The 19,383-nt window shown below is 62.0% G+C and carries 15 protein-coding genes; 5 read left to right on the top strand and 10 right to left on the bottom strand.

Annotation, left to right across the window (positions count from 1 at the left end; all coding sequences use genetic code 11):
• Nucleotides 1-202: 202 nt before the first annotated feature.
• From narI to MHK09_RS00820, 5 genes are read right to left on the bottom strand one after another with little or no spacing between them, the layout of a single operon-like run.
• Nucleotides 203-982, bottom strand: a complete 780-nt coding sequence (gene narI, locus MHK09_RS00840; protein ID WP_150851142.1) for a respiratory nitrate reductase subunit gamma — start codon at nt 980-982, stop codon at nt 203-205.
• Nucleotides 983-991: 9 nt separating this feature from the next.
• Nucleotides 992-1,813, bottom strand: coding sequence for a nitrate reductase molybdenum cofactor assembly chaperone (narJ, locus tag MHK09_RS00835; protein ID WP_150851141.1), 822 nt, complete (start codon nt 1,811-1,813; stop codon nt 992-994).
• An 8-nt stretch (nt 1,814-1,821) separates the two neighbouring features.
• Nucleotides 1,822-3,414: a nitrate reductase subunit beta gene (gene narH, locus MHK09_RS00830; protein WP_250412357.1), complete on the bottom strand. Its 1,593-nt coding sequence runs from the start codon at nt 3,412-3,414 to the stop codon at nt 1,822-1,824.
• Nucleotides 3,414-7,151: a nitrate reductase subunit alpha gene (locus MHK09_RS00825; RefSeq protein ID WP_250412355.1), complete on the bottom strand. Its 3,738-nt coding sequence runs from the start codon at nt 7,149-7,151 to the stop codon at nt 3,414-3,416. Before MHK09_RS00825 ends, narH begins: the two co-directional genes overlap by 1 nt.
• Nucleotides 7,152-7,164: 13 nt before the next feature.
• The gene (locus MHK09_RS00820; protein WP_150851144.1) at nt 7,165-8,490 is read right to left on the bottom strand and encodes a nitrate/nitrite transporter; all 1,326 of its coding nucleotides are present in this window, start codon (nt 8,488-8,490) and stop codon (nt 7,165-7,167) included.
• Nucleotides 8,491-8,716: 226 nt separating this feature from the next.
• On the opposite strand from MHK09_RS00820, the gene MHK09_RS00815 reads away from it, so the two are divergent.
• Nucleotides 8,717-9,193, top strand: coding sequence for a molybdopterin-binding protein (locus tag MHK09_RS00815; protein WP_150851143.1), 477 nt, complete (start codon nt 8,717-8,719; stop codon nt 9,191-9,193).
• Between the two features lie 127 nt (nt 9,194-9,320).
• On the opposite strand, the gene mobA is transcribed toward MHK09_RS00815, so the two are convergent.
• The 5 genes from mobA to MHK09_RS00790 form a co-directional block, all read right to left on the bottom strand.
• On the bottom strand, nt 9,321-9,908 hold the full coding sequence (gene mobA / locus MHK09_RS00810) for a molybdenum cofactor guanylyltransferase (protein WP_250412354.1): 588 nt from the start codon (nt 9,906-9,908) through the stop codon (nt 9,321-9,323).
• Complete coding sequence (moaC, locus tag MHK09_RS00805) at nt 9,908-10,387, bottom strand: cyclic pyranopterin monophosphate synthase MoaC (protein WP_250412353.1); 480 nt, start codon at nt 10,385-10,387, stop codon at nt 9,908-9,910. The genes mobA and moaC overlap by 1 nt, the downstream gene beginning before the upstream one ends.
• A 9-nt stretch (nt 10,388-10,396) precedes the next feature.
• Complete coding sequence (locus MHK09_RS00800) at nt 10,397-11,596, bottom strand: molybdopterin molybdotransferase MoeA (RefSeq protein WP_250412351.1); 1,200 nt, start codon at nt 11,594-11,596, stop codon at nt 10,397-10,399.
• A 10-nt stretch (nt 11,597-11,606) separates the two neighbouring features.
• Nucleotides 11,607-12,719, bottom strand: a complete 1,113-nt coding sequence (gene moaA, locus MHK09_RS00795) for a GTP 3',8-cyclase MoaA (RefSeq protein ID WP_250412350.1) — start codon at nt 12,717-12,719, stop codon at nt 11,607-11,609.
• Nucleotides 12,720-12,785: 66 nt separating this feature from the next.
• Nucleotides 12,786-14,567: a long-chain fatty-acid--CoA ligase gene (locus MHK09_RS00790; protein ID WP_250412349.1), complete on the bottom strand. Its 1,782-nt coding sequence runs from the start codon at nt 14,565-14,567 to the stop codon at nt 12,786-12,788.
• A 353-nt stretch (nt 14,568-14,920) separates the two neighbouring features.
• Between MHK09_RS00790 and rho the strand changes: the two genes are divergently transcribed.
• Genes rho through MHK09_RS00770 form a run of 4 tightly spaced genes read left to right on the top strand, consistent with a single transcriptional unit; the run spans nt 14,921 to nt 19,381 of the window.
• On the top strand, nt 14,921-16,768 hold the full coding sequence (rho, locus tag MHK09_RS00785; RefSeq protein ID WP_005323391.1) for a transcription termination factor Rho: 1,848 nt from the start codon (nt 14,921-14,923) through the stop codon (nt 16,766-16,768).
• A complete protein-coding gene (gene prfA / locus MHK09_RS00780) occupies nt 16,761-17,837 on the top strand; it encodes a peptide chain release factor 1 (RefSeq protein ID WP_040425038.1) in 1,077 nt (358 codons plus the stop codon). The genes rho and prfA overlap by 8 nt, the downstream gene beginning before the upstream one ends.
• A 6-nt stretch (nt 17,838-17,843) precedes the next feature.
• A complete protein-coding gene (prmC, locus tag MHK09_RS00775) occupies nt 17,844-18,680 on the top strand; it encodes a peptide chain release factor N(5)-glutamine methyltransferase (RefSeq protein WP_005323389.1) in 837 nt (278 codons plus the stop codon).
• 32 nt (nt 18,681-18,712) lie between these two features.
• The gene (locus tag MHK09_RS00770) at nt 18,713-19,381 is read left to right on the top strand and encodes an L-threonylcarbamoyladenylate synthase (RefSeq protein WP_040425114.1); all 669 of its coding nucleotides are present in this window, start codon (nt 18,713-18,715) and stop codon (nt 19,379-19,381) included.
• The last annotated feature ends 2 nt before the right edge of the window (nt 19,382-19,383 follow it).

Here is a 19,383-nt window from a genome sequence, read left to right as displayed (position 1 = left end):
TTGGCTGCGGCTCTCAGTGAGCGCGAAGGGCGGGGAGGCAGCCGCTCTTTCCTTGGCGCTCACGGGCGGAGGCGGTGGGCTAGATCAGCGGCTGCCGGTGAGCGCGAAGGGTGGTGGGCAGGGCGAGGGCGCGAGGGGAGGGTATGAGAAAACCGCCGCGGGTCCCGAGAGATGGCGCGGCGGCTGAACGTGAGGGGTTTAGTTAGGCTCCGTGTCCCGGAGTTTCGCCCTCGAGTTGCTTGCGGTTGGAGCGGATGGGCTCCCACGCGGTATTAGAACGCATCGGGGTGGTGCGATTATCGCGGGAGCGGTAGACCACGTACGGGCGGGTGACGTAACCAACCGGTGCAGAGAAGGCATGCACGAGGCGGGTGAAAGGCCATACCGCGATGATGGTGAAGCCCGCGAGGACATGGACCTTGAACTGCCACGGGGCATCGGCCATGAGCTCCGGCTGAATATTGAAGATGAGCAGCTGGCGCAGCCACGGCGAGATGGTCTCGCGGTAGTCGTAGCCGCCGGTACCGGCGACGTCGAAAAGCTGCAGTGTAAAGGTGGCAAAGGAACCAGAAATCAGTGCCAAGGCCAGGAAAACGTACATGACCTTGTCCGAGGTGGAGGTGGACAAGAATACCGAGCGGTTCTTCAGGCGGCGGTAGAGCAGGCCAGCGAAGCCGAGGAGGACGGCCAGAGCGGCGATGGAACCTGGAATGGTCGCGAGCAGGTGGTAGGCGTGATCGTTGATACCGACAGCGCGAGTCCAAGACTTGGGGAATGCCAAGCCCATGAGGTGGCCGATGATGACAAAGACCATGCCCCAGTGGAAGAGCGGGGAAGACAAGCGCAGCAGCTTGGACTCATAGATTTGGGAGGAGTGGGTGGTCCAGCCGAATTGGTCGGAGCGCCACCGCCAGAAGATGCCGACGATGAATGCGGCGATGGCCAGCCACGGGAACGCACCCCAGAGGAAGTTATCAAACATAGTGTGTCCTTAGACGAGGTCAGGTTGGGTGGTGGGGAAGGGAAGATCGGCGATGCCCACCATCTCGGCAGGCGGGCCGGTGCGGATGAGGTCCACGTACTTTTGGGCGGTATCGGTGTCGATTTCCGGCAAAGCTTTGCACAGCGCGACGACCAGGCTGATATAGGGCGAACCAACGTGCGACAGCGCGGCGCGCAGCACCTCGGTGCCTTCGCGGTAGCTGGCGACGAGCTCGACGGCACGGTCATGCTCGGCGCCCTCGGTCATGGCCAGCGCCTCTAGGACTACGCAGAGGTGATCCGGCAGTTCATCGTCCGAAATATGGAAACCGAGAGACTCCAGTTGCTCGCGGAAGGACAAGATGGCCATGCCGCGCTGGCGCGTATCGCCCACCGCGAAATAGGACAAATACAGCGAACAGCGGCGGCGCTGATCGAAGGTTTCCACATAGTGTTCTTCGAGCCCGCGCGGGCCCACGCTGCGCGCCCATTCGGCGAAGTCCACGAAATCGCTGGCGATGGCCAGCGGCAACTGATCCACCTGCTCCTCCACGATGGCTAAGCGGTCCATAATGTCCGCGCTGGGGTAGTCCAGCAGGACGGAGACGGCCATAGCGACAATGCGGCGTTGGTCCTCTGTGACGTGCACAGGCGTGACGAACTCGTGCGGTACCTTGCCGGTATGGGTGCGCAGGGTCTTTTCGACGTCCTTGGCGCCGCCCATCGTGCCAATGCCGGCTGGGGTGCCGAAGCCGGCGACGGCGTCATCGGCGACGTCGTGTAGTGGCTTGGTGGCAGCCTGGCGTTTGCGGAGCTTATCCAGAATATTCATGGTTGCTCCTAGTCCTTGGGCGGGAACATCGAATCGGGGCGGTCACCGGTCCACGACAGCAGCGACACCTTGCCCTGCGGCGCGGAACTGTGGGTGCAGGCCTCGGGGGCGCCCATGCCCAGGTCGTGGAAGACGTCCTCGGACGCCTGAGCAGGGTCGACGTCGCCGAAGGGATCCAGGTTCGCGATGCCGCGGGGTGTTTCCGGGGAGGCAGTCGGAATGACGTAGCGGTCATCGTATTTCGCAATGGCCAGCAGGCGGTACATTGCCTCAATGTCCTTGCCGGTCATGCCCACGGCTTGGGCGATCTCTTCCTGCGGCTCATTGCCCAGGTTGATATCGCGCATATAGGAGCGCATGGCGACGAGGCGGCGCAGGGACTTTTCTACCGGCACGGTATCGCCGGCGGTGAAAAGGCCGGCGAGGTATTCCAGTGGAATGCGCATATTCGACAGCGCGGAGAAGAGGATCTTGTGGTCCTCGCCGTCGTTGCCGGTGGCGGTCACCTTGTCCACGATGGGGGACAGCGGCGGGATGTACCAGACCATTGGCAGGGTGCGGTACTCCGGGTGCAGCGGCAGGGCCACGCCGTACTTGAAGATGAGATCGTAAATGGGGGACTGCTGGGCAGCATCGATCCAGGAGTGCGGGATTCCCTCGGCCTCGGCGGCGCGAACGACCTCCGGGTCATGCGGATCGAGCATGATGGACTTCTGTGCCTCAAAGAGATCCTGCTCGTTCTCGGTAGCGGCGGCCTCGGCTACGCGGTCTGCGTCATAGAGGATGACGCCGAGATAGCGAAGGCGGCCTACACAGGTCTCGGAGCACACGGTGGGCTGGCCCACCTCGAGGCGCGGGTAGCACAGGGTGCATTTCTCGGCCTTGCCGGTCTTGTGGTTGAAGTAAACCTTCTTATAAGGGCAGCCGGAGACGCACATGCGCCAGCCGCGGCAGCGGTCCTGGTCCACAAGTACGATGCCGTCTTCGGTGCGCTTGTACATCGCGCCGGATGGGCAGGAAGATACGCAGGTGGGATTCATGCAGTGCTCGCAAATGCGCGGCAGGTAGAACATGAACGAGTCCTCGATTTCCTTTTTGACCTCGAGGTTCATCTCGTGCAGGACTGGGTCATTATCTAGGGTGGCAGTGGAGCCGCCCAGGTTATCGTCCCAGTTGGAAGACCACTCGATCTTGTTGATATCGCGGCCGTCGATTTGGGATACCGGTTTGGCCGTAGGCTGGGTCTTTTGCCCGGCCTCGGCGCCCATCAGATCCTCATACTGGTAGGTCCATGGCTCGTAGTAGTCCTGGATGGTGGGAAGGTTCGGGTTGTGGAAGAGCGTAGCCAGCTTTTTGAGGCGGCCGCCCGCCTTCGGCTTGAGTTTGCCGGACTTGGTGCGCTCCCAGCCGCCCTTCCACTTATCCTGGTCTTCCCAGGTGCGTGGGTAGCCAACGCCGGGGCGGGTCTCGACGTTATTGAACCAGATATATTCGGCGCCTTCGCGGTTGGTCCATGCCTGCTTGCAGGTGACCGAACAAGTATGGCAGCCGATGCACTTGTCCAGATTCATAATCATGGAGATTTGGGCCATGACCTTCATTAGTAGGAAACCTCCTGGGAACGGCGGCGTACGCGGGTGACCTCATCACGGTTATTGCCGGTGGGGCCGATGTAGTTGAAGTGGTAAGTCAGCTGGCCGTAGCCTCCAGCGATGTGGACCGGTTTGATGGAGATGCGCGTCAGCGAGTTGTGGGTGCCGCCGCGGCGGCCGGTGTGCTCATTGAGCGGGGTACCGACGGTGCGCTCCTGTGCGTGGTTGCACAGCATCGTGCCCTCCGGAATGCGGTGGGAGACGATGGCACGTGCGGAGACAACGCCATTGCGGTTATAAACCTCGACCCAGTCGTTATCGGCCACGCCAATCTTCTTGGCATCCTTATTGGACATCCAGACCACCTGGCCACCGCGGGAGATGGACAGCACGTGCAGGTTGTCAAAGTACTGCGAGTGGATGGACCACTTATTGTGCGTGGTGAGGTAGCGCAGGGTGACCTCAGCCTCGCCGCGGTCATTGCGCAGGCTCTCGCCTGGGGCAAACTCGCCGTGCATGTGTACGTGATCCAACGGCGGGCGGAAGATAGGCAGGGATTCGCCGTAGTCCATGTACCAATCGTGGTCGATGTAGTACTGCATACGGCCGGTGAGCGTGTGCCAAGGCTTTTCAAACTCGACGTTGATGGAAAATGCGGTGTAGCGGCGCTTATTGCGCTTATCCGCGGTCCATTCTGGCGAGGTAATGACTTCCTTCGGCCGCTCCTTGATGTCATCCCAAGTGATGCGGACATCCTCATCGGCGGTGCCCAGCGGGGTCAGGTCTTTGCCCGTGCGGGAAGACAGGTATTCAAAGCCTTGCTTGGCCAGCTCGCCATTGGATACGCCCGAAAGGTGCAAAATGGCGTCGATAACCTTGGTGTCCTTGCTCAGGTCCACCAGTTCGCCCATGGACGTCTCAGACGTGCCACAGATGAGCTCGAGCTCCTTGACCTGCTTTTCCACGTTGAACTTCGTGCCATGGACTCCGGTGCCCAGCTTGGCCGGCAGCGGGCCCAGGTGTGCCCACTTCTCATAAATCTTGGTGTAGTCACGCTCGACAACATGCAGCTTCGGCATGGTGACACCAGGGATGAGCCCCTGCTTATCGACGTCCGGCACCACACCGTTGGGCATTCCCAGCTCGTCCGGGGTGTCATGGTGGCTGGGCTGGGTGATGACATCGCGCTGCACGCCGAGCCACTTGGTGGCCTTATCCGAAAGGGCTGCCGCAAGATCGCGGAAGACCTCGTAGTCAGAGCGGGCCTCCCATGGCGGGTTAATGGCCGCGTTGAAGGAGTGCAGGTACGGGTGCATATCCGTCGAGGACATATCGTGCTTTTCGTACCAAGTAGCGGCCGGGAAGATGAGATCGGATACCAGCGTGGTGGAGGTATTGCGGAAATCCGTGGTCATCATGAGATCGAGCTTGCCCTTAGGGGCTTCATCGACCCACTTGATGGTGCGCGGGCGATCCTCTGGGGCGAGCTCTTCTGCGGTGGCGTCGGAGTCGATGCCAAGGAGGTGGCGGAGGAAGAACTCCGTGCCCTTCGCCGAGGAGCCCAGAAGGTTGGTGCGCCAATTAAGCAGGATGCGCGGCCAGTTTTCTTCTGCAGACGGGTTGTCATAGGAGAATTCGAGGCGGCCGTTTTCTAGCTCTTGGACGACGTAGTCGTTGATATCCATGCCGGCTTCCTCGGCCTCGTCGGCCAGGAAGAGCGAGTTGCGGTTGAACTGCGGATAGGCCGGCATCCAGCCGCGGCGCATTGCCTCGGCCATGGTGTCCGAGACCATCTTATCGCCGATGGAATCGCGCGAGGCCAGGGGCGATCCCAAGTGCGAGGCGCGGGAATTATCGTAGCGGTACTGCTCGGTGGCGAAGTAGTAGAAGCCGGTGGTGATCATGTGGCGCGGAGGACGCTGCCAGTCCGTTGCCATCGCCCATTGGGTCCAGCCATTGACGGGACGTAGCTTCTCCTGGCCCACATAGTGAGCCCAGCCACCACCGTTGACGCCCTGGGTGCCACACATAGAGGTCAGTGCCAGGAAGGTGCGGTAGATGGTATCGGCGTGGAAGTAGTGGTTGACGCCAGCACCCATGATGATTTGGGAGCGGCCCTGGGAGTCCGCGGCATTCTGCGCAAACTCGCGGCCAATGCGGATGGCGGCATCCGCCGGAACACCGGTGAGTTCTTCCTGCCAGGCTGGGGTGCCGACCTCGCTGGCGTCGTGGAAGTCCTTCGGCCACGAGCCCGGCAAGTTGAGTTCGGCGCGGTTGACGCCGTAGTGAGCAAGCATGATGTCGAAGACGGTGGTGACCAGTTTGCCGTCCACCTCGCGCACAGGCACGCCGCGGTGGACGACGCCCGCGCCAATCGGCTTGCCGGTTCCCACGTCTTCCGGATTCGTGTCCAAGTCGAAACGAGGGAAGAGCACCTCGGCGGTGTCGAAGCGGTCGGTTTCTGCGATGGACATGACCGGATCCGCGTTATCGAGCGCGAGGTTCCACTTGGAAGATTCGTTATCCCAGCGGTCAGCGACGGTGCCGCCTGGGTCGACGACGCGACCGTTTTCCTCCATCACGAGGCCACGGTGAGTGGAGTTGGGGGTGGAGTTGAGGGAGGCGTCGGAAAGCTGGGCAGCGGTGAGGAACTTGCCTGGGGTATAGGTGCCATCGCCGTGGTCATCGAGTGCGACGAGGAACGGCGAGTCGGTGAACTTGCGCATGTAGTTCAGGAAGTAGGGTTCCTGGCGGTCCACATGGAAGGTCTTGAGAATGACGTGACCCATGGCAAAGGCGAGGGCGGCGTCAGTGCCCGGCTCGATGCGGGCCCACTCATCAGCGAACTTGGTGTTATCCGCGAAGTCAGGCGAGACCACCACAACCTTGGTGCCCTTATAGCGGGACTCGACCATAAAGTGCGCATCCGGGGTACGGGTGACGGGAATATTGGAGCCCCACATCATCAGATAGGACGAGTTGTACCAGTCACCGGATTCCGGAACATCGGTCTGATCGCCGAAGGTCTGCGGGGACGCCGGCGGCAGGTCGGCATACCAATCGTAGAAAGACAGGGCGACGCCGCCAATGGACTGCAAGAAACGCATGCCCGCGCCATAAGAAATCTGGGACATCGCCGGAATCACGGTGAAGCCATTAATGCGGTCAGGGCCGTACTTGCGGATGGTGTACACGTGCGCGGCCGAGGCAATGTCGATGGCCTCTTCATAGGAGATGCGGATGAGTCCGCCCTTGCCGCGCTGGGAGATATAAGCCTGGCGCTTTTCCGGGTCCTCCTGGATCGCGCGCCACGCCAGGACGGAATCTCCGTGCTTGGCCTTTTCCTCGCGGAACATGTCTACCAGCACGCCGCGGGCATACGGGTAGCGCACACGAGTAGGCGAGTAGGTGTACCACGAAAAGGATGCGCCACGAGGGCAGCCGCGTGGCTCGTATTCTGGCATGTCATTGCCGGTGGTGGGGTAGTCCACGGCCTGGGATTCCCAGGTGATAACGCCATCTTTGACGTAGACCTTCCACGAACATGAACCGGTGCAGTTCACGCCGTGGGTAGAGCGCACCATCTTGTCGAACGCCCAGCGGTTGCGGTAAAAGACGTCCGCTTGGCGACCGCCCTTGAGGAAGAGCTGCTGGCCAGAGTCGGTGGCTTCGCCCTTGCGCAGGTACGCGCCGAGCTTGAACAACGGATTCAGCTTGCCGTTTTCGGGGGAGACGTGAGTAGTCAAAGGGGGCTCCTAATTAGCCGGGGAACGGTGCGTTGGGGCGGGCATAGTAGATCCACACCAGCACGGTGGTAATTGCGAAGTAGACAACGCAGCCCCAGAAGAATGTGGCTGGTGCCATCATGGATAGCAGTACGCCGACGACGAAGGGGCCGAATGCGCCGATGGCGCCGGTCCAGCCGATGACGCCACCAGCTTGGCGCTTGGGCAAAATCATGGGCATCTGCTTGAAGGTGCCGGCATTGCCGAGACCGGTAAAGAAGAACATGATGAGCATGGAGCCCAAGAACCACCAGAACTCATCCGGGCTGGACGGGTTCAAGAACAGTGCGGATACGGCGGTAAAGACGGTCATGCCGAGGCAGCCGATGAAGGTCCAGATAGCGCCGCCGAACTTATCGCACAGCGGGCCCCAGAGCGCACGGACCAGCGCGCCGATGAGTGGTCCGAGGAAGGCGTAAGCAGCGCCATTGGGCAGGTCATCGAAGCTGCCGGCAAAGGACGATCCCTCGCCAAAGGTTTGATTGATCAGCAGCGCCATCTGTGCGGCGAAACCAGAGAATGCACCGAAAGTCATGAAGTAGACAATCGTGAGAATCCAAGTGTTCTTATTGCCGAAGATATCGATCTGTTGGCGGAAGTTGGCTTTAACGGGAACATCCTTGAGCAGCATCCATGCCAGGATGGCGCCGACGATAGCCCACGGTACGAGGAAAATAGCGGGATTGTGGACGAAAATATCACCCTTATCGGAGCGCTGCGGGGCAACCATGCCGACGCCGAGCAGGGTAAAGCCCATCAGCCACGGGGCAACAAGCTGGATGAAGGAGATGCCGAAGTTACCGATGCCGGCCTGGATGCCAAGGGCGGTGCCGGACAGGCGCTTGGGGAAGAAGTAGCCGGTCGACGGCATGAATCCGGAAAAGACGCCGCCGCCGATGCCGGAAATGAAGGACAGGACGAGCAGCCACCAGTACGGGGTGGACGTATCTTGCACTGCAAAGAACCAACCCAACATCGGGATGATGAACAAGAGCGAGGAGAAGAAGACCAGCTTGCGCGTGCCGATCATCGGGGGCAGGAACATGAAGATGAGACGGAAGATACCGCAGGCCAGGCCCGCAATTGCCGTCAGCCAGTAGAGCTGGCTCTTGGAGATATCGAAGCCGATTTGGTTTAGCTGCGGTGCGATCGCGGAGACGAGGTACCACGTGGCGAAGCCAATGATGAGAACGAAGGTGGAAATCCAGAGGGTCCGCCAGGCAATTTTGGAGTCCCAATGCTCGGAATCTTCTGGATCCCAGCCTTGGATGACTTTGCCTGAGGTATCGAGAGTAGTCATGAGTTCCTCACAAGTCGTAGGTGTGTGACTCGTAATCTACCTGTGGCGAAGCTGTGGGGAGTAAAATAAACCGGAAAATGCCGTGCTTAATTAAGGCATATTGATGTTGCGTAATTCTGGTCCGAATTGTCATTGCAGGTTAGCCTGCCGCATAGTATTGAATTGCGTGCATGTTTAGAGTATGTGAAATTTGTCACCGCAAGATGGTGGGGAGAAGTAGACAGATATGGAACGCGTCAGCGTCAGCATAATTCTCAGTTCCGATCGTGTATTGTCCGGGCAAAAATCGGGCAAAGCGGGGGAACGGGCGCGAGAGGTGTGTGAAGAGTATTCCGCTTCTGTACGGGCGGTTGAGGTCGTCCCAGAAGGCGCAGAGCCCGTGGAATCCGCACTGAAGGACTCTCTTCGTGCAGGCAGCGACGTCATTGTCATCATCGGCGGCACGGGACTTGGCCGTACTAACTTCACCCCGGAAGTGACGCAGAAGTATATTTCGGCCCGTTTGCACGGAGTGGAGACGCAAGTGCTTTTGCGCGGCCTAGAGTCATCCGCGAAGGCGGGACTTTCGCGAGGAATTATCGGGATGACTGAGCACGGTGGAGGCAGCCTTGTGATAAATACTGCATCCTCAGTGGGGGCGGTTGAGGACACCCTTGGGGTGGTTCTGCCTCTCTTACCCGACATCTTCCGGTCTTGCCGATAGATGCGCTCGACCCCGCCCATTGCGCTCACGGAGGCGGCGATTTCGCGCTTGCTGCGGCTCTCAGTGAGCGCGAAGGGAGGGGAGGCGGAGACTTCTTCCCTTGGCGCTCACGGGCGGAGGCGGTGGGCTAGATCAGCGGCTGCCGGTGAGCGCGAAGGGTGGTGTGGGGAGTGAACGCAGGAAGCTCGCGCAGCTCCGAACGGGTGTCGTAGTCGCGTTCGGCGCCGGTGCCGGGAATCTCTATGAAGTTGGCGCCACGGATGAAGCGGCGGACGGAGACGTTCCGAGCCGTAGGAAGGGATTCGAGCTGAGTGTGGAGCGCGGGAGCGCGCCAGAGGGAACACAGCGGCTGGAGGTAGCCGTCGGCGGCGCGCGTGAGTACGGCATCGGCCGTGGAGGAGGCGAGGGTCGAGCGCAGACGGGGAAGCAGCTGCGGCGAATCGGGGGCATCCACGGCGAAGAGGGCGAGCTCGGAGCAGTGGGATAACGCCTGGGCGCCGGCCGCGATGCCGGCGACAGGACCACCGTAGAGCGGTGACTCGCACACCTGGGGCACGCCGAGGCGATGCGGGGAGACAGCCACGGTCGGGGTGCCGTAGGGAAGCTGGGCGAGCAGGCGGTCGATAAAGCGCGTGCCGTGGACAAAAAGGGAGGCCTTATCGGCTCCGCCCATGCGCCTGCCGTGGCCGCCGGCGAGGATGACCGCGCCGAGCATTAGGACTCCGGGAGGGTGCGGGACCAGTCCCCGGAGCGGCCGCCGGATTTCGCCACGATTCCGCAGCGGCGGATATATGCGGAACGGTCCACGCCCTTGACCATGTCGATGATGGCGAGCGCGGAAACGTTCACCGCCGTCAGAGCCTCCATTTCCACGCCGGTGCGGTCGGCGGTGCGGACGGTGGCGGAGATGGACACGTAGTCGTCGGCAAGCGTGAGCTCGACTGCGCAGCCGTGTACGCCGATGGTGTGTGCCAAGGGAAGTAGCTCGGGGACCTTTTTGGCGGCCGAAATGCCGGCGATGCGGGCGACGGCGAGGACATCGCCCTTGGGCACGGTGCCATCGCGCAAGGCGGTCATGACCTCGGGTGAGCAGGCGACCTCGCCTTCGGCGGTGGCGGTGCGCACGGTGGGCTGCTTCTCGGTGACGTCGACCATGTAGGCGGCGCCGTCAGAGTTCAGGTGGGTAAATTCCATGGTTGCTCCTTAATACAGATAAACGGTGATGTCCTCGCCCATGGCCGGCGGCTCGGAGTCAATGAGGCAAAAGCCATTGGTGCCGGCCAGCGACACGACTCGGTGACTGCCGTGGGGCAGGTGCGAGGTGATGGCGGGCGCTGCCTGAAAGTCTACGGTGACGGGAACAATGGTCGGCCGGCCGCGGGAGGCGGGAAGGGGCGAATCCACCCGGGCGCGGAGGTTGACCCGCTGGCGTGGGGCGGGGTGTCCGGACAATGCGGCGATAAGTGGCCGGGCATAGAGCTGGAAATCGACGAAGGCTGCCACGGGATTGCCGGGCAAGCACAGCACCGGGGTGTCATTCCACAGGGAGTAGCCCTGCGGGGCGCCCGGGCGCTGGTCGACGTGCCCGAACCACGCGGAATCCGTGCGCCCGAGTACGGTGTGCACGACGTCGAAGGCGCCGGCTGATACGCCACCGGAGGTGATGATGAGGTCGTGGGAGGAGGTTAGCTCATCTAGCGCAGCGGACAGCTCGGCGGGGTTGTCGCCCACGTGCACGTGCGTATCTGCGCCGGAGAGGGCAGCGAGCATCGGGCCATTGGAATCCGGTAGTTGGCCGGGGACTAACTCCGCTGGGGAAGAGACGAGTTCTTCGCCGGAAGAAATGACCGCGATGCGCGGGCGCCGGTAGGCCGTAACGGTATATACGCCGGCGGAGGTGAGGGCGGCGATGACGGCGGCGTCGATAAGCGTGCCGGCGGTGGCGACTGGCGCGCCGGGCTGGATGTCCTCGCCGGCGGGGCGGATATGCGACTTGGTGGGTGCCTCGGTGATGGTGACCTCGTCTGGAAGTGCTACCGGGCCGGCCGGGGTGGTGGTGTTTTCCACGGGAATGACGAGCATTCCTGCGGTATCGGCCACGGGGGCGCCGGTCATGATGCGAACGGCGTGGCCGGCGGGCACATCGATGGGAGCCGCGCCGGCCGGTACGTCGCCGACGACGGGGAGGGTCCATGGTGCGGAGGAGGAAAGATCCGCGGCATGGACGAGGAAGCCATCCATCGCCGAATTAGCGTGGGGCGGCACGGGAAAGCGCGCGGGGGCGTCGGCGGCGAGGACGCGGCCGGTGAGGGAGGCGTCGACAGGCGCGGACTCGGCCGGCGGAGTGGAAGCCAGCGCGAGTACGGCATCGAGGTGCGCGGAGATGCTGCGGGGCGTGGACATAAGACTCAGGTTAGCCGCCAATGGCGGACATCGGACGGTCTGGTTGGAGAAAGCCCTCGTCATCAATGCCGTGACCGGGCTTTTTGGTCCACATTTCCCCGGCCCAAGCCTCCATGATCTCTGCATCGCTCGCGCCGGAGCGCAGCAGGTCTCGCAGCGGGGTTTCGGAATTGCCAAAGAGGCAATTGCGAATGGCGCCGTCGGTAGTAAGGCGGGTGCGGTCGCAATCGCCGCAGAAGGGGTGGGTGACCGAGGCAATGATGCCCAGCGTGCCGTGCGTGCCATCCGGAGCGCTGACCTCCCACAGGGCGGCGGGGGCGGAACCGCGTGGTTCGCGCGCCGGCGTCATGGAAAAGTGGGTGCGCAGTCGGGCGAGGATATCTTCGGCCGTGACCATGTCCTCGCGGCGCCACTGCTCGCGGGGCCCGAGCGGCATCTGCTCGATGAAGCGGAGCTGGGCGCCGTGGTGGACGGCATAGTCCGCCAGCGGAACGATGTCTTCTTCGTTGACCCCGGGCATGACCACGGCGTTGATCTTGATGGGGTGCAGGCCCGCGGCATCTGCGGCGGCGATGGCCTGCAACACGTGGTCGAGCCGGTCGCGGCGGGTGAGCGCGGCGTAGCGCTCGCGGTCGATGGTGTCGAGCGAGATATTGATGCGGTCGAGCCCGGCCGCGGCGAGGGCGCCGGCGCGCTTTTCTAGGCCAAGCCCGTTGGTGGTCAGCGCGGTGGACGGGGAGCGGCCCTGGTCGGTGCGCAGCTGTTTGGTCGCGGCAATAATTTTCTCCAGCGACTTGCGTAGCAGGGGCTCGCCGCCGGTAAAGCGCACTTGGCGGATGCCCAGCTTGCCGACGCCTATCCGGATCAGCCGGATGGTTTCCTCATCGCTCAAGGTTTGCTCTGTGGGCATCCACTCCAAACCTTCGGCCGGCATGCAATAGGTGCAACGCAGGTTGCAGCGATCCGTGAGGGAGACGCGCAGGTCACGGGCTTGGCGTCCATAGCGATCCACCAGTGCGCGCGTGCCATCAGCGGCCGGTGCAGGCAGATCCGCCGGCGGTTTCGCTCGGCCCACGGTAGGCAGGGGCAGGGAAACCACGGGCTGCTGGGAGGAAGGGGTCATTGGTGCCAGTCTAAGAGAGGGGACGAGGTACACCAAGCTGCAACGGCGACTGACGCGAATTTATTCCTAGTTTTCCCGGCTTAAATCGGCGGCGTTGGTGGCATCGAGGCGCTGGGATTCACCCGGTCCTTTGAGCCGGATGATGTTGTACTCGCCCTCTGCCAGGTGGGCGCGCAAATCTTTCTTATCGAACTTGCCCACGGATGTCTTATCGATGGACTTCACAAAGGTCCAATACTCCGGCAGCATCCAGCTCGGCAGTTCCTTGCGCATGCTGGCGCGCAGGCGCTCTGCGGTTTCGATGGTGGGCGAGGCGCCCTCGGCCAATACTGTGACGGCGAGTGGGCGCTCGACCCATTGCTTATCGGGGTAGCCGATGACGGCGGCTTCCACGACGAGTTCGTCGGACATGATGAGGTTTTCTAGCTGCACGGAATAGATCCATTCGCCGCCGGAGCGAATGACATCGCGGGCGCGGTCCTCCACGGTAAGGAAGCCATCCTTGGTCACAGAGCCCACGTCGCCAGTGCGCAGCCAGCCATCGGCGGTGAACTTATCCTCCGCGGCCTCGACTTGATTGCCGCGGAATTCGGAAGCGATTTCGCCCGGTTCAGCGGTGGGCGAGTGGTAGTAGGAACCGGTGACCAGGTTGCCGCGCACCTGCAGCTCGCCGGCATTGCGGTCGGTGCGGGCGACGACTTGCCCGTCGTTGACCACGCGGTATTCCAGTGAGGCGGGGATGCGGCCTTGGGATACGCGGTAGGCCCAGCGGGTATCGCCAGAGGCACCCTGGGGCGGGCGGGCAACGCTGCCCACGGTGGAGGTTTCCACCATGCCCCACACGTGGACCACATCGACGCCGTAGCGCTCCTCCCACATCTTGATCAGCGTCGGCGGGACGGGGGAGCCGCCGGCGTAGATCTCGGTGAGCGTCATGCGCTCTGGTGGATGGTGCATGTAGTGGACAAAGAGCTGAATCCAGATGGTGGGCACGCCGTGTGCCACGCGTGGAGAGGTAGCGGCGATGGCCTTGGCTAGGGTGGGGGCGGACACGTCGGCGTCGGGAAGCACCAGCGGGGTGCCCGTCATGAAACAGGTGAAGGGAACGCCCCAGCTGAGCACGTGGCAGATAGGAATGCAGCACAGGAAGGTCTCGCCGTGGGTAATGCACAGCGAGTCCGAGGAACGCAGCTGCATGGCCTCCAAATAGAGAGACCGGTGCGAATACAGCACTCCCTTGGGCGCGCCCGTGGTGCCCGTGGAATAGCACAGCGCCGCGGCCGTGCGCTCATCTAGTTCGGGCCAGTCATAGACGGTAGAGCGGCCGTCGATAAGAGCCTCATAGGAATACACCTCAACCCCGCGGGGGAAAAGGTGGGCAAACTGCTGCGCTGGTTGGGCGCCGGTGATGATGACGCTTCCCACGGAGTTGGTGCCCACGAGCACCTTGCCCAGCTGCTGCGCCAGGCGGGGATCGCAGACGATGGCGGAGATTTCCGCATGGTTAATAATGTGGCGAATCTGGTCATTCATCAGCTGCTTATTCAGCGGGGCAAAAATCGCACCCTTGCAGGCGGTGCCAAACATTACCTCCAAGTGCTCGGCGCAATTCCACATAAAGCTGCCCACGCGCTCATCGCTGGTGATACCCAATTCATCGTGAATGGCGTGGGCGAACGCGGCGGCGCGGGCAGCGATATCGCGGAAGGTAACTTCCTCGGCTGGATCGAATTCCGAGCCGGTGCCCTCACCGTGCCAGGTGGTAACCGTGGTGTCCCCGTGTACCGAGGCACCGTATTCCAAAATGCGGGTCAGGGAGAGGGGGATATCCATCATCGTGGAAAGCATGCCTCTACTGTAGCGGTGTCATGGTGCGGGCGTTGCGCCCTATGCGTTATACTTGTTCGCGACTGGTAGGAAACCGGAAAGTTTAGCTCCCCTTTCCTATGCATTCGGGCCCAGAGAAGTAGTTTGCCCGCAGTCGTTTCTTGATTTCTTCCGGTTCGCGCACTCGTTGTGCGAAGTCTCCTCGAGGACACGGAAGAGGCCTCATACTTATTGCCCGGCAGGACGCGCATGCGCCTTGGCACGAGGGCGAGAAGTCCTAGAAAAATACACATTGGCTTCCAGTGCAACGCCGCGAGCATAGGCTGCGGCGGCTCCCGCATAATCGGACCTGGTCAAGCAACGAAAGGATATCCGTGAGCGAAACGGACAACACCGCAGCACAGGATCTTGCATCCCTGAAGCTGCCGGAATTGCGCAAAATGGCCGCAGAGCGCGGCCTACGTGGTGTCTCTGCCCTGCGCAAGGGGGATCTCATCACCGCCATCAAGACTGGTAAAGTTCCGCCAAAGGCCAAGGCCAAGGTGGAAAGAGCCGCTCGGGTAGAAAAGGCGGAGAAGGCAGAGAAGCCTGAAAAGGTAGATAAACCACGCACTAAGGCGCAGGATGATGCGCCGAAGAAGGCGGAAAAGCAGGAAGAATCCGGCGAGAAGCAGGATAACCGCCAGCAGAGCTCTGGCGAGGAGCAGCGCTATGAGTCGCGCTCCCAGGCCCGCCGCGCTCGCCGCAACCGCGCCCGCCGCCAAGAGCGTCAGGAGCGCCAAGAACGGCAAGAGCGCGAGGAGCGCAACCGCAACGAGGAGCAGGGCGGCACTAAGGACAACCGCGACAATAACTCCCAGGATGGCTCCGATAATCAGGGCGAGAAGAATGACCGCGGCGATAATAAGCAGCGCGGCAACCGCCACGAGGACAACAATAACCACGAGCGCGGCAACCGCCGTGGGCGCCGCAACCGCCGCAACCGCCGCGGCCGCGGAAATAACAATGACAATAACGGCGGCAATGATTTGCAGGTCCGCGAGGGCGATGAGTTGCAGGCTGTCGGCGGCATCTTGGACGTCGTAGACAATAATGTCGCTTTCCTGCGCACCACGGGTTACCGCGCCGCGGCTTCCGACGTCTTTGTGAACAACGGCATCGTCCGCCGCCTAGGCCTGCGCTCCGGTGATGCCATCACTGGCCAGGTCAAGGTCTCCGGCCCGACGCATACCCACGGCAATGGCCGCAACCGCCGCAAGTACAACCAGCTTGTACAGGTCGATACCGTCAACGGCATTGATCCGGAAGGCGCAAAACAGCGCCCGCACTTTAATAAGCTGACCCCGCTGTACCCGAATAAGCGCCTGCGTTTGGAAACGGATCCGAAGATCCTCACCACCCGCGTCATTGACCTCATCATGCCGATTGGCAAGGGCCAGCGCGCGCTGATCGTCTCCCCGCCAAAGGCCGGTAAGACGACGATTCTGCAGAATATCGCCAACGCGATTTCTACCAATAACCCGGAGTGCTACCTCATGGTCGTCCTCGTAGACGAGCGCCCTGAGGAAGTTACGGACATGCAACGCTCCGTCAACGGTGAGGTAATTGCCTCCACCTTTGACCGCCCGCCATCAGAGCACACCTCCGTGGCGGAGCTGGCTATCGAGCGCGCTAAGCGCCTGGTGGAGCAGGGCAAGGATGTCGTGGTCTTGCTGGATTCCATTACCCGCCTCGGCCGCGCTTATAACAATTCCTCCCCGGCTTCTGGCCGCATTCTCTCCGGCGGTGTGGACTCCAATGCGCTCTACCCGCCAAAGCGCTTCCTGGGTGCCGCCCGCAATATCGAAGAGGGTGGTTCGCTGACGATTATCGCCACCGCCATGGTGGAGACCGGCTCTACCGGCGATACCGTCATCTTCGAGGAATTCAAGGGCACGGGCAACGCCGAACTGAAGCTGGATCGTGGCATCTCTGAGCGCCGCGTCTTCCCAGCCGTGGACGTCAACCCGTCCGGTACTCGTAAGGACGAGCTGCTGCTCGTTCCAGAGGAAGCACGCATCATGACCAAGCTGCGTCGCATCCTCTCCGCCCTGGACTCCCACCAGGCCATTGACCTGCTCATTAAGCAGCTGAAGAAGACCCGCTCCAATGGCGAGTTCTTGATGCAGGTGGCCTCCTCGGCCCCGATGGCTGCGGATAAGGATGAAGAAGATTATGTCTAATCAGGTTTCGCTCGTTGATGACATCGTGTCCGAGTACCAGGGCATTGAGATGCAGATGGCCGATCCGGAAGTAGCCGGCGACCAGAAGCAATTCCGCAAGCTCTCCAAGCGCTACGCGGAGCTGCGCCCCATCATCATGGTCAATGATGAGCTGACCCAGGCGCGCGAGGATCTCGCCGATGCCAAGGAGATGGCCTATGAGGACCATGACTTCCAGGAGGAAGCGGACCGCCTAGAAAAGTCCGTGGAGAGCTTGGAAGAAAAGCTCGCTGACCTGCTCGCGCCGCGCGATGAGCAGGATTCCGAGGACATCATTATGGAAATCAAGGCCGGCGCGGGCGGCGAAGAAGCGGCCCTCTTTGCCGGCGACTTGGCCCGCATGTACGAGCGTTATGCGGACAAGACGGGCTTTAATTGGGAGGTCTTGGGCCTCAATGAGTCCGATTTGGGCGGTGTGAAGGATATGACCATTTCCTTCCGTTCCAAGTCCCCGTCGCGCGATGGTGCATGGTCCGTATTCAAGTTTGAGGGCGGCGTGCACCGCGTGCAGCGTGTTCCGGTTACTGAATCCCAGGGCCGCATTCAGACCTCTGCCGCCGGCGTGCTGGTCTACCCGGAGCCGGAAGAGGTCGAGTCTGTCAATATCGATGACAAGGATATTCGCGTCGACGTTTACCGTTCTTCCGGTAAGGGCGGTCAGGGCGTGAACACCACCGACTCCGCGGTGCGTATTACCCACCTGCCCACCGGGCTTATCGTGACCTGCCAGAAGGAGCGTTCCCAGATTCAGAATAAGGCGCGTGCGCTGCAGGTTCTGCAGGCCCGTCTGGATCAAATGGAGCGCGAGGCCCGCGAGGCTGAGGCCGGCGAGCAGCGCGCCTCTCAGGTGCGCACCATGGACCGTTCCGAGCGTATCCGCACCTATAACTGGCCGGAAAACCGCATCACGGACCACCGCATTGGTTACAAGGCCAATAACTTGGACTCCGTGTTGAACGGTGACATGAATGACCTTATTAAGGCCCTGCAGGACCAAGAGCGCGCTGAGCGCCTCGAGGCCGAGGGGTAAACCAGCGTGAATAACACGTATGGACGGGCGCTGCGCCGCGGGGTGCAGCGCCTTCGTGCTGCCGGGGTGGCCAGCCCTGAATGGGATGCACGCATTATGGCCGCGCACCTAATGCACTGCGGCCACATGGATATCCCGCTCGATCAGTCACCTATGCCTGGTTTCGACGTGGCCTTTGATGCGCTGCTTCGTCGCCGGGAGGCCCGCGAGCCGTTGCAGTACGTACTAGGCAGCGCCTGGTTCGGCCCGCTGGAGCTCAAGGTAGGCCCGGGCGTGTTTATCCCGCGGCCGGAAACCGAGGTTATGGCGGACTGGGCGGTGCGCAATGTGGACGGTCCGCGGCTGGTTGATTTGTGCACCGGCACGGGCGCATTAGCGCTCTACCTGGCCCACTATCTACCCAAAGCGCAGGTGAGGGCAGTTGAGCTTGCCGACGCCGCACTGGCCTATACCCACGCCAATACCCATAACACCGGGGTAGAGGTCATCCAGGCTGACGCCACTGCCGACGACACTTTGGCGGACTGGAATGGGACCGTGGACCTCCTCGTGACTAACCCGCCCTACGTGCCAGAGACCCCGGATCTTGAACCGGAGGTATATCACGACCCGCATAACGCGGTCTTCGCCGGGGCGGATGGGATGGGGGTCATCACCGGCCTTATCCCGACCATTGCGCGCCTTGTGCGCCCGGGAGGCAAGGTGGCCATCGAACACGACGATTCCACGAGCGAGGCCGTACAAGCCGCAGTGGCCCGACACGGCGGCTTTAAACAGATCGCCGCGCTGCAAGACCTGACGGGAACGTCCCGGTTTGTCACTGCGGTGCGCGGGGTAGACTAAGACACCAGTGAGGGCAAGAAGGGGAGAAGATGATGCAAGGAAAGATTTTTAACTGCGCCAACGATGCCGAGCGCGAAGAGGGTATGAACATTGCGGTCAAGGCTGCCCAATCCGGTCGCCTCGTGGTTATGCCCACCGATACGCTCTACGGCCTCGGCTGCGATGCCTTTGATAACGATGCCGTAGCCAACCTCTTGGCCACTAAACAGCGTGGCCCGGATATGCCGGTGCCGGTTTTGGTAGGTTCCTGGGATACCGTTCGCGGTCTGGTCGCTTCCTATACCGATACCGCGCGTGACTTGGTGGAGGCCTTTTGGCCCGGTGGACTGTCCATCGTCGTTCCGCAAGCGCCGTCCCTGCCGTGGAACCTCGGCGATACCCGCGGCACCGTGATGCTGCGCATGCCATTGCATCCCATTGCCATCGAGTTGCTGCGCGAGGTTGGCCCCATGGCTGTCTCCTCTGCCAATATTTCTGGCCACCAGCCGCCGACCACGGCGCTCATGGCCAAGCAGCAGCTTGGTAAAGCCGTGACGGTTTACTTGGATGGGGGAGAGACGGCCGTCGGCAAGCCCTCGACGATCATTGACCTCTCCGGCGAGTGCCCGTACCTGCTGCGCGAAGGAGCGCTCTCGGCCGAGGAAATCGGCGAGGTTATCGGCGTCGACGCGCAGACCCTGCGCACCCGTCCACAGGCTTAAGG

The sequence above is a fragment of the Corynebacterium tuberculostearicum genome (assembly GCF_022347235.1).
Lineage (GTDB): Bacteria > Actinomycetota > Actinomycetes > Mycobacteriales > Mycobacteriaceae > Corynebacterium > Corynebacterium tuberculostearicum_F.
This window is presented reverse-complemented; position numbering and strand designations above follow the sequence as displayed.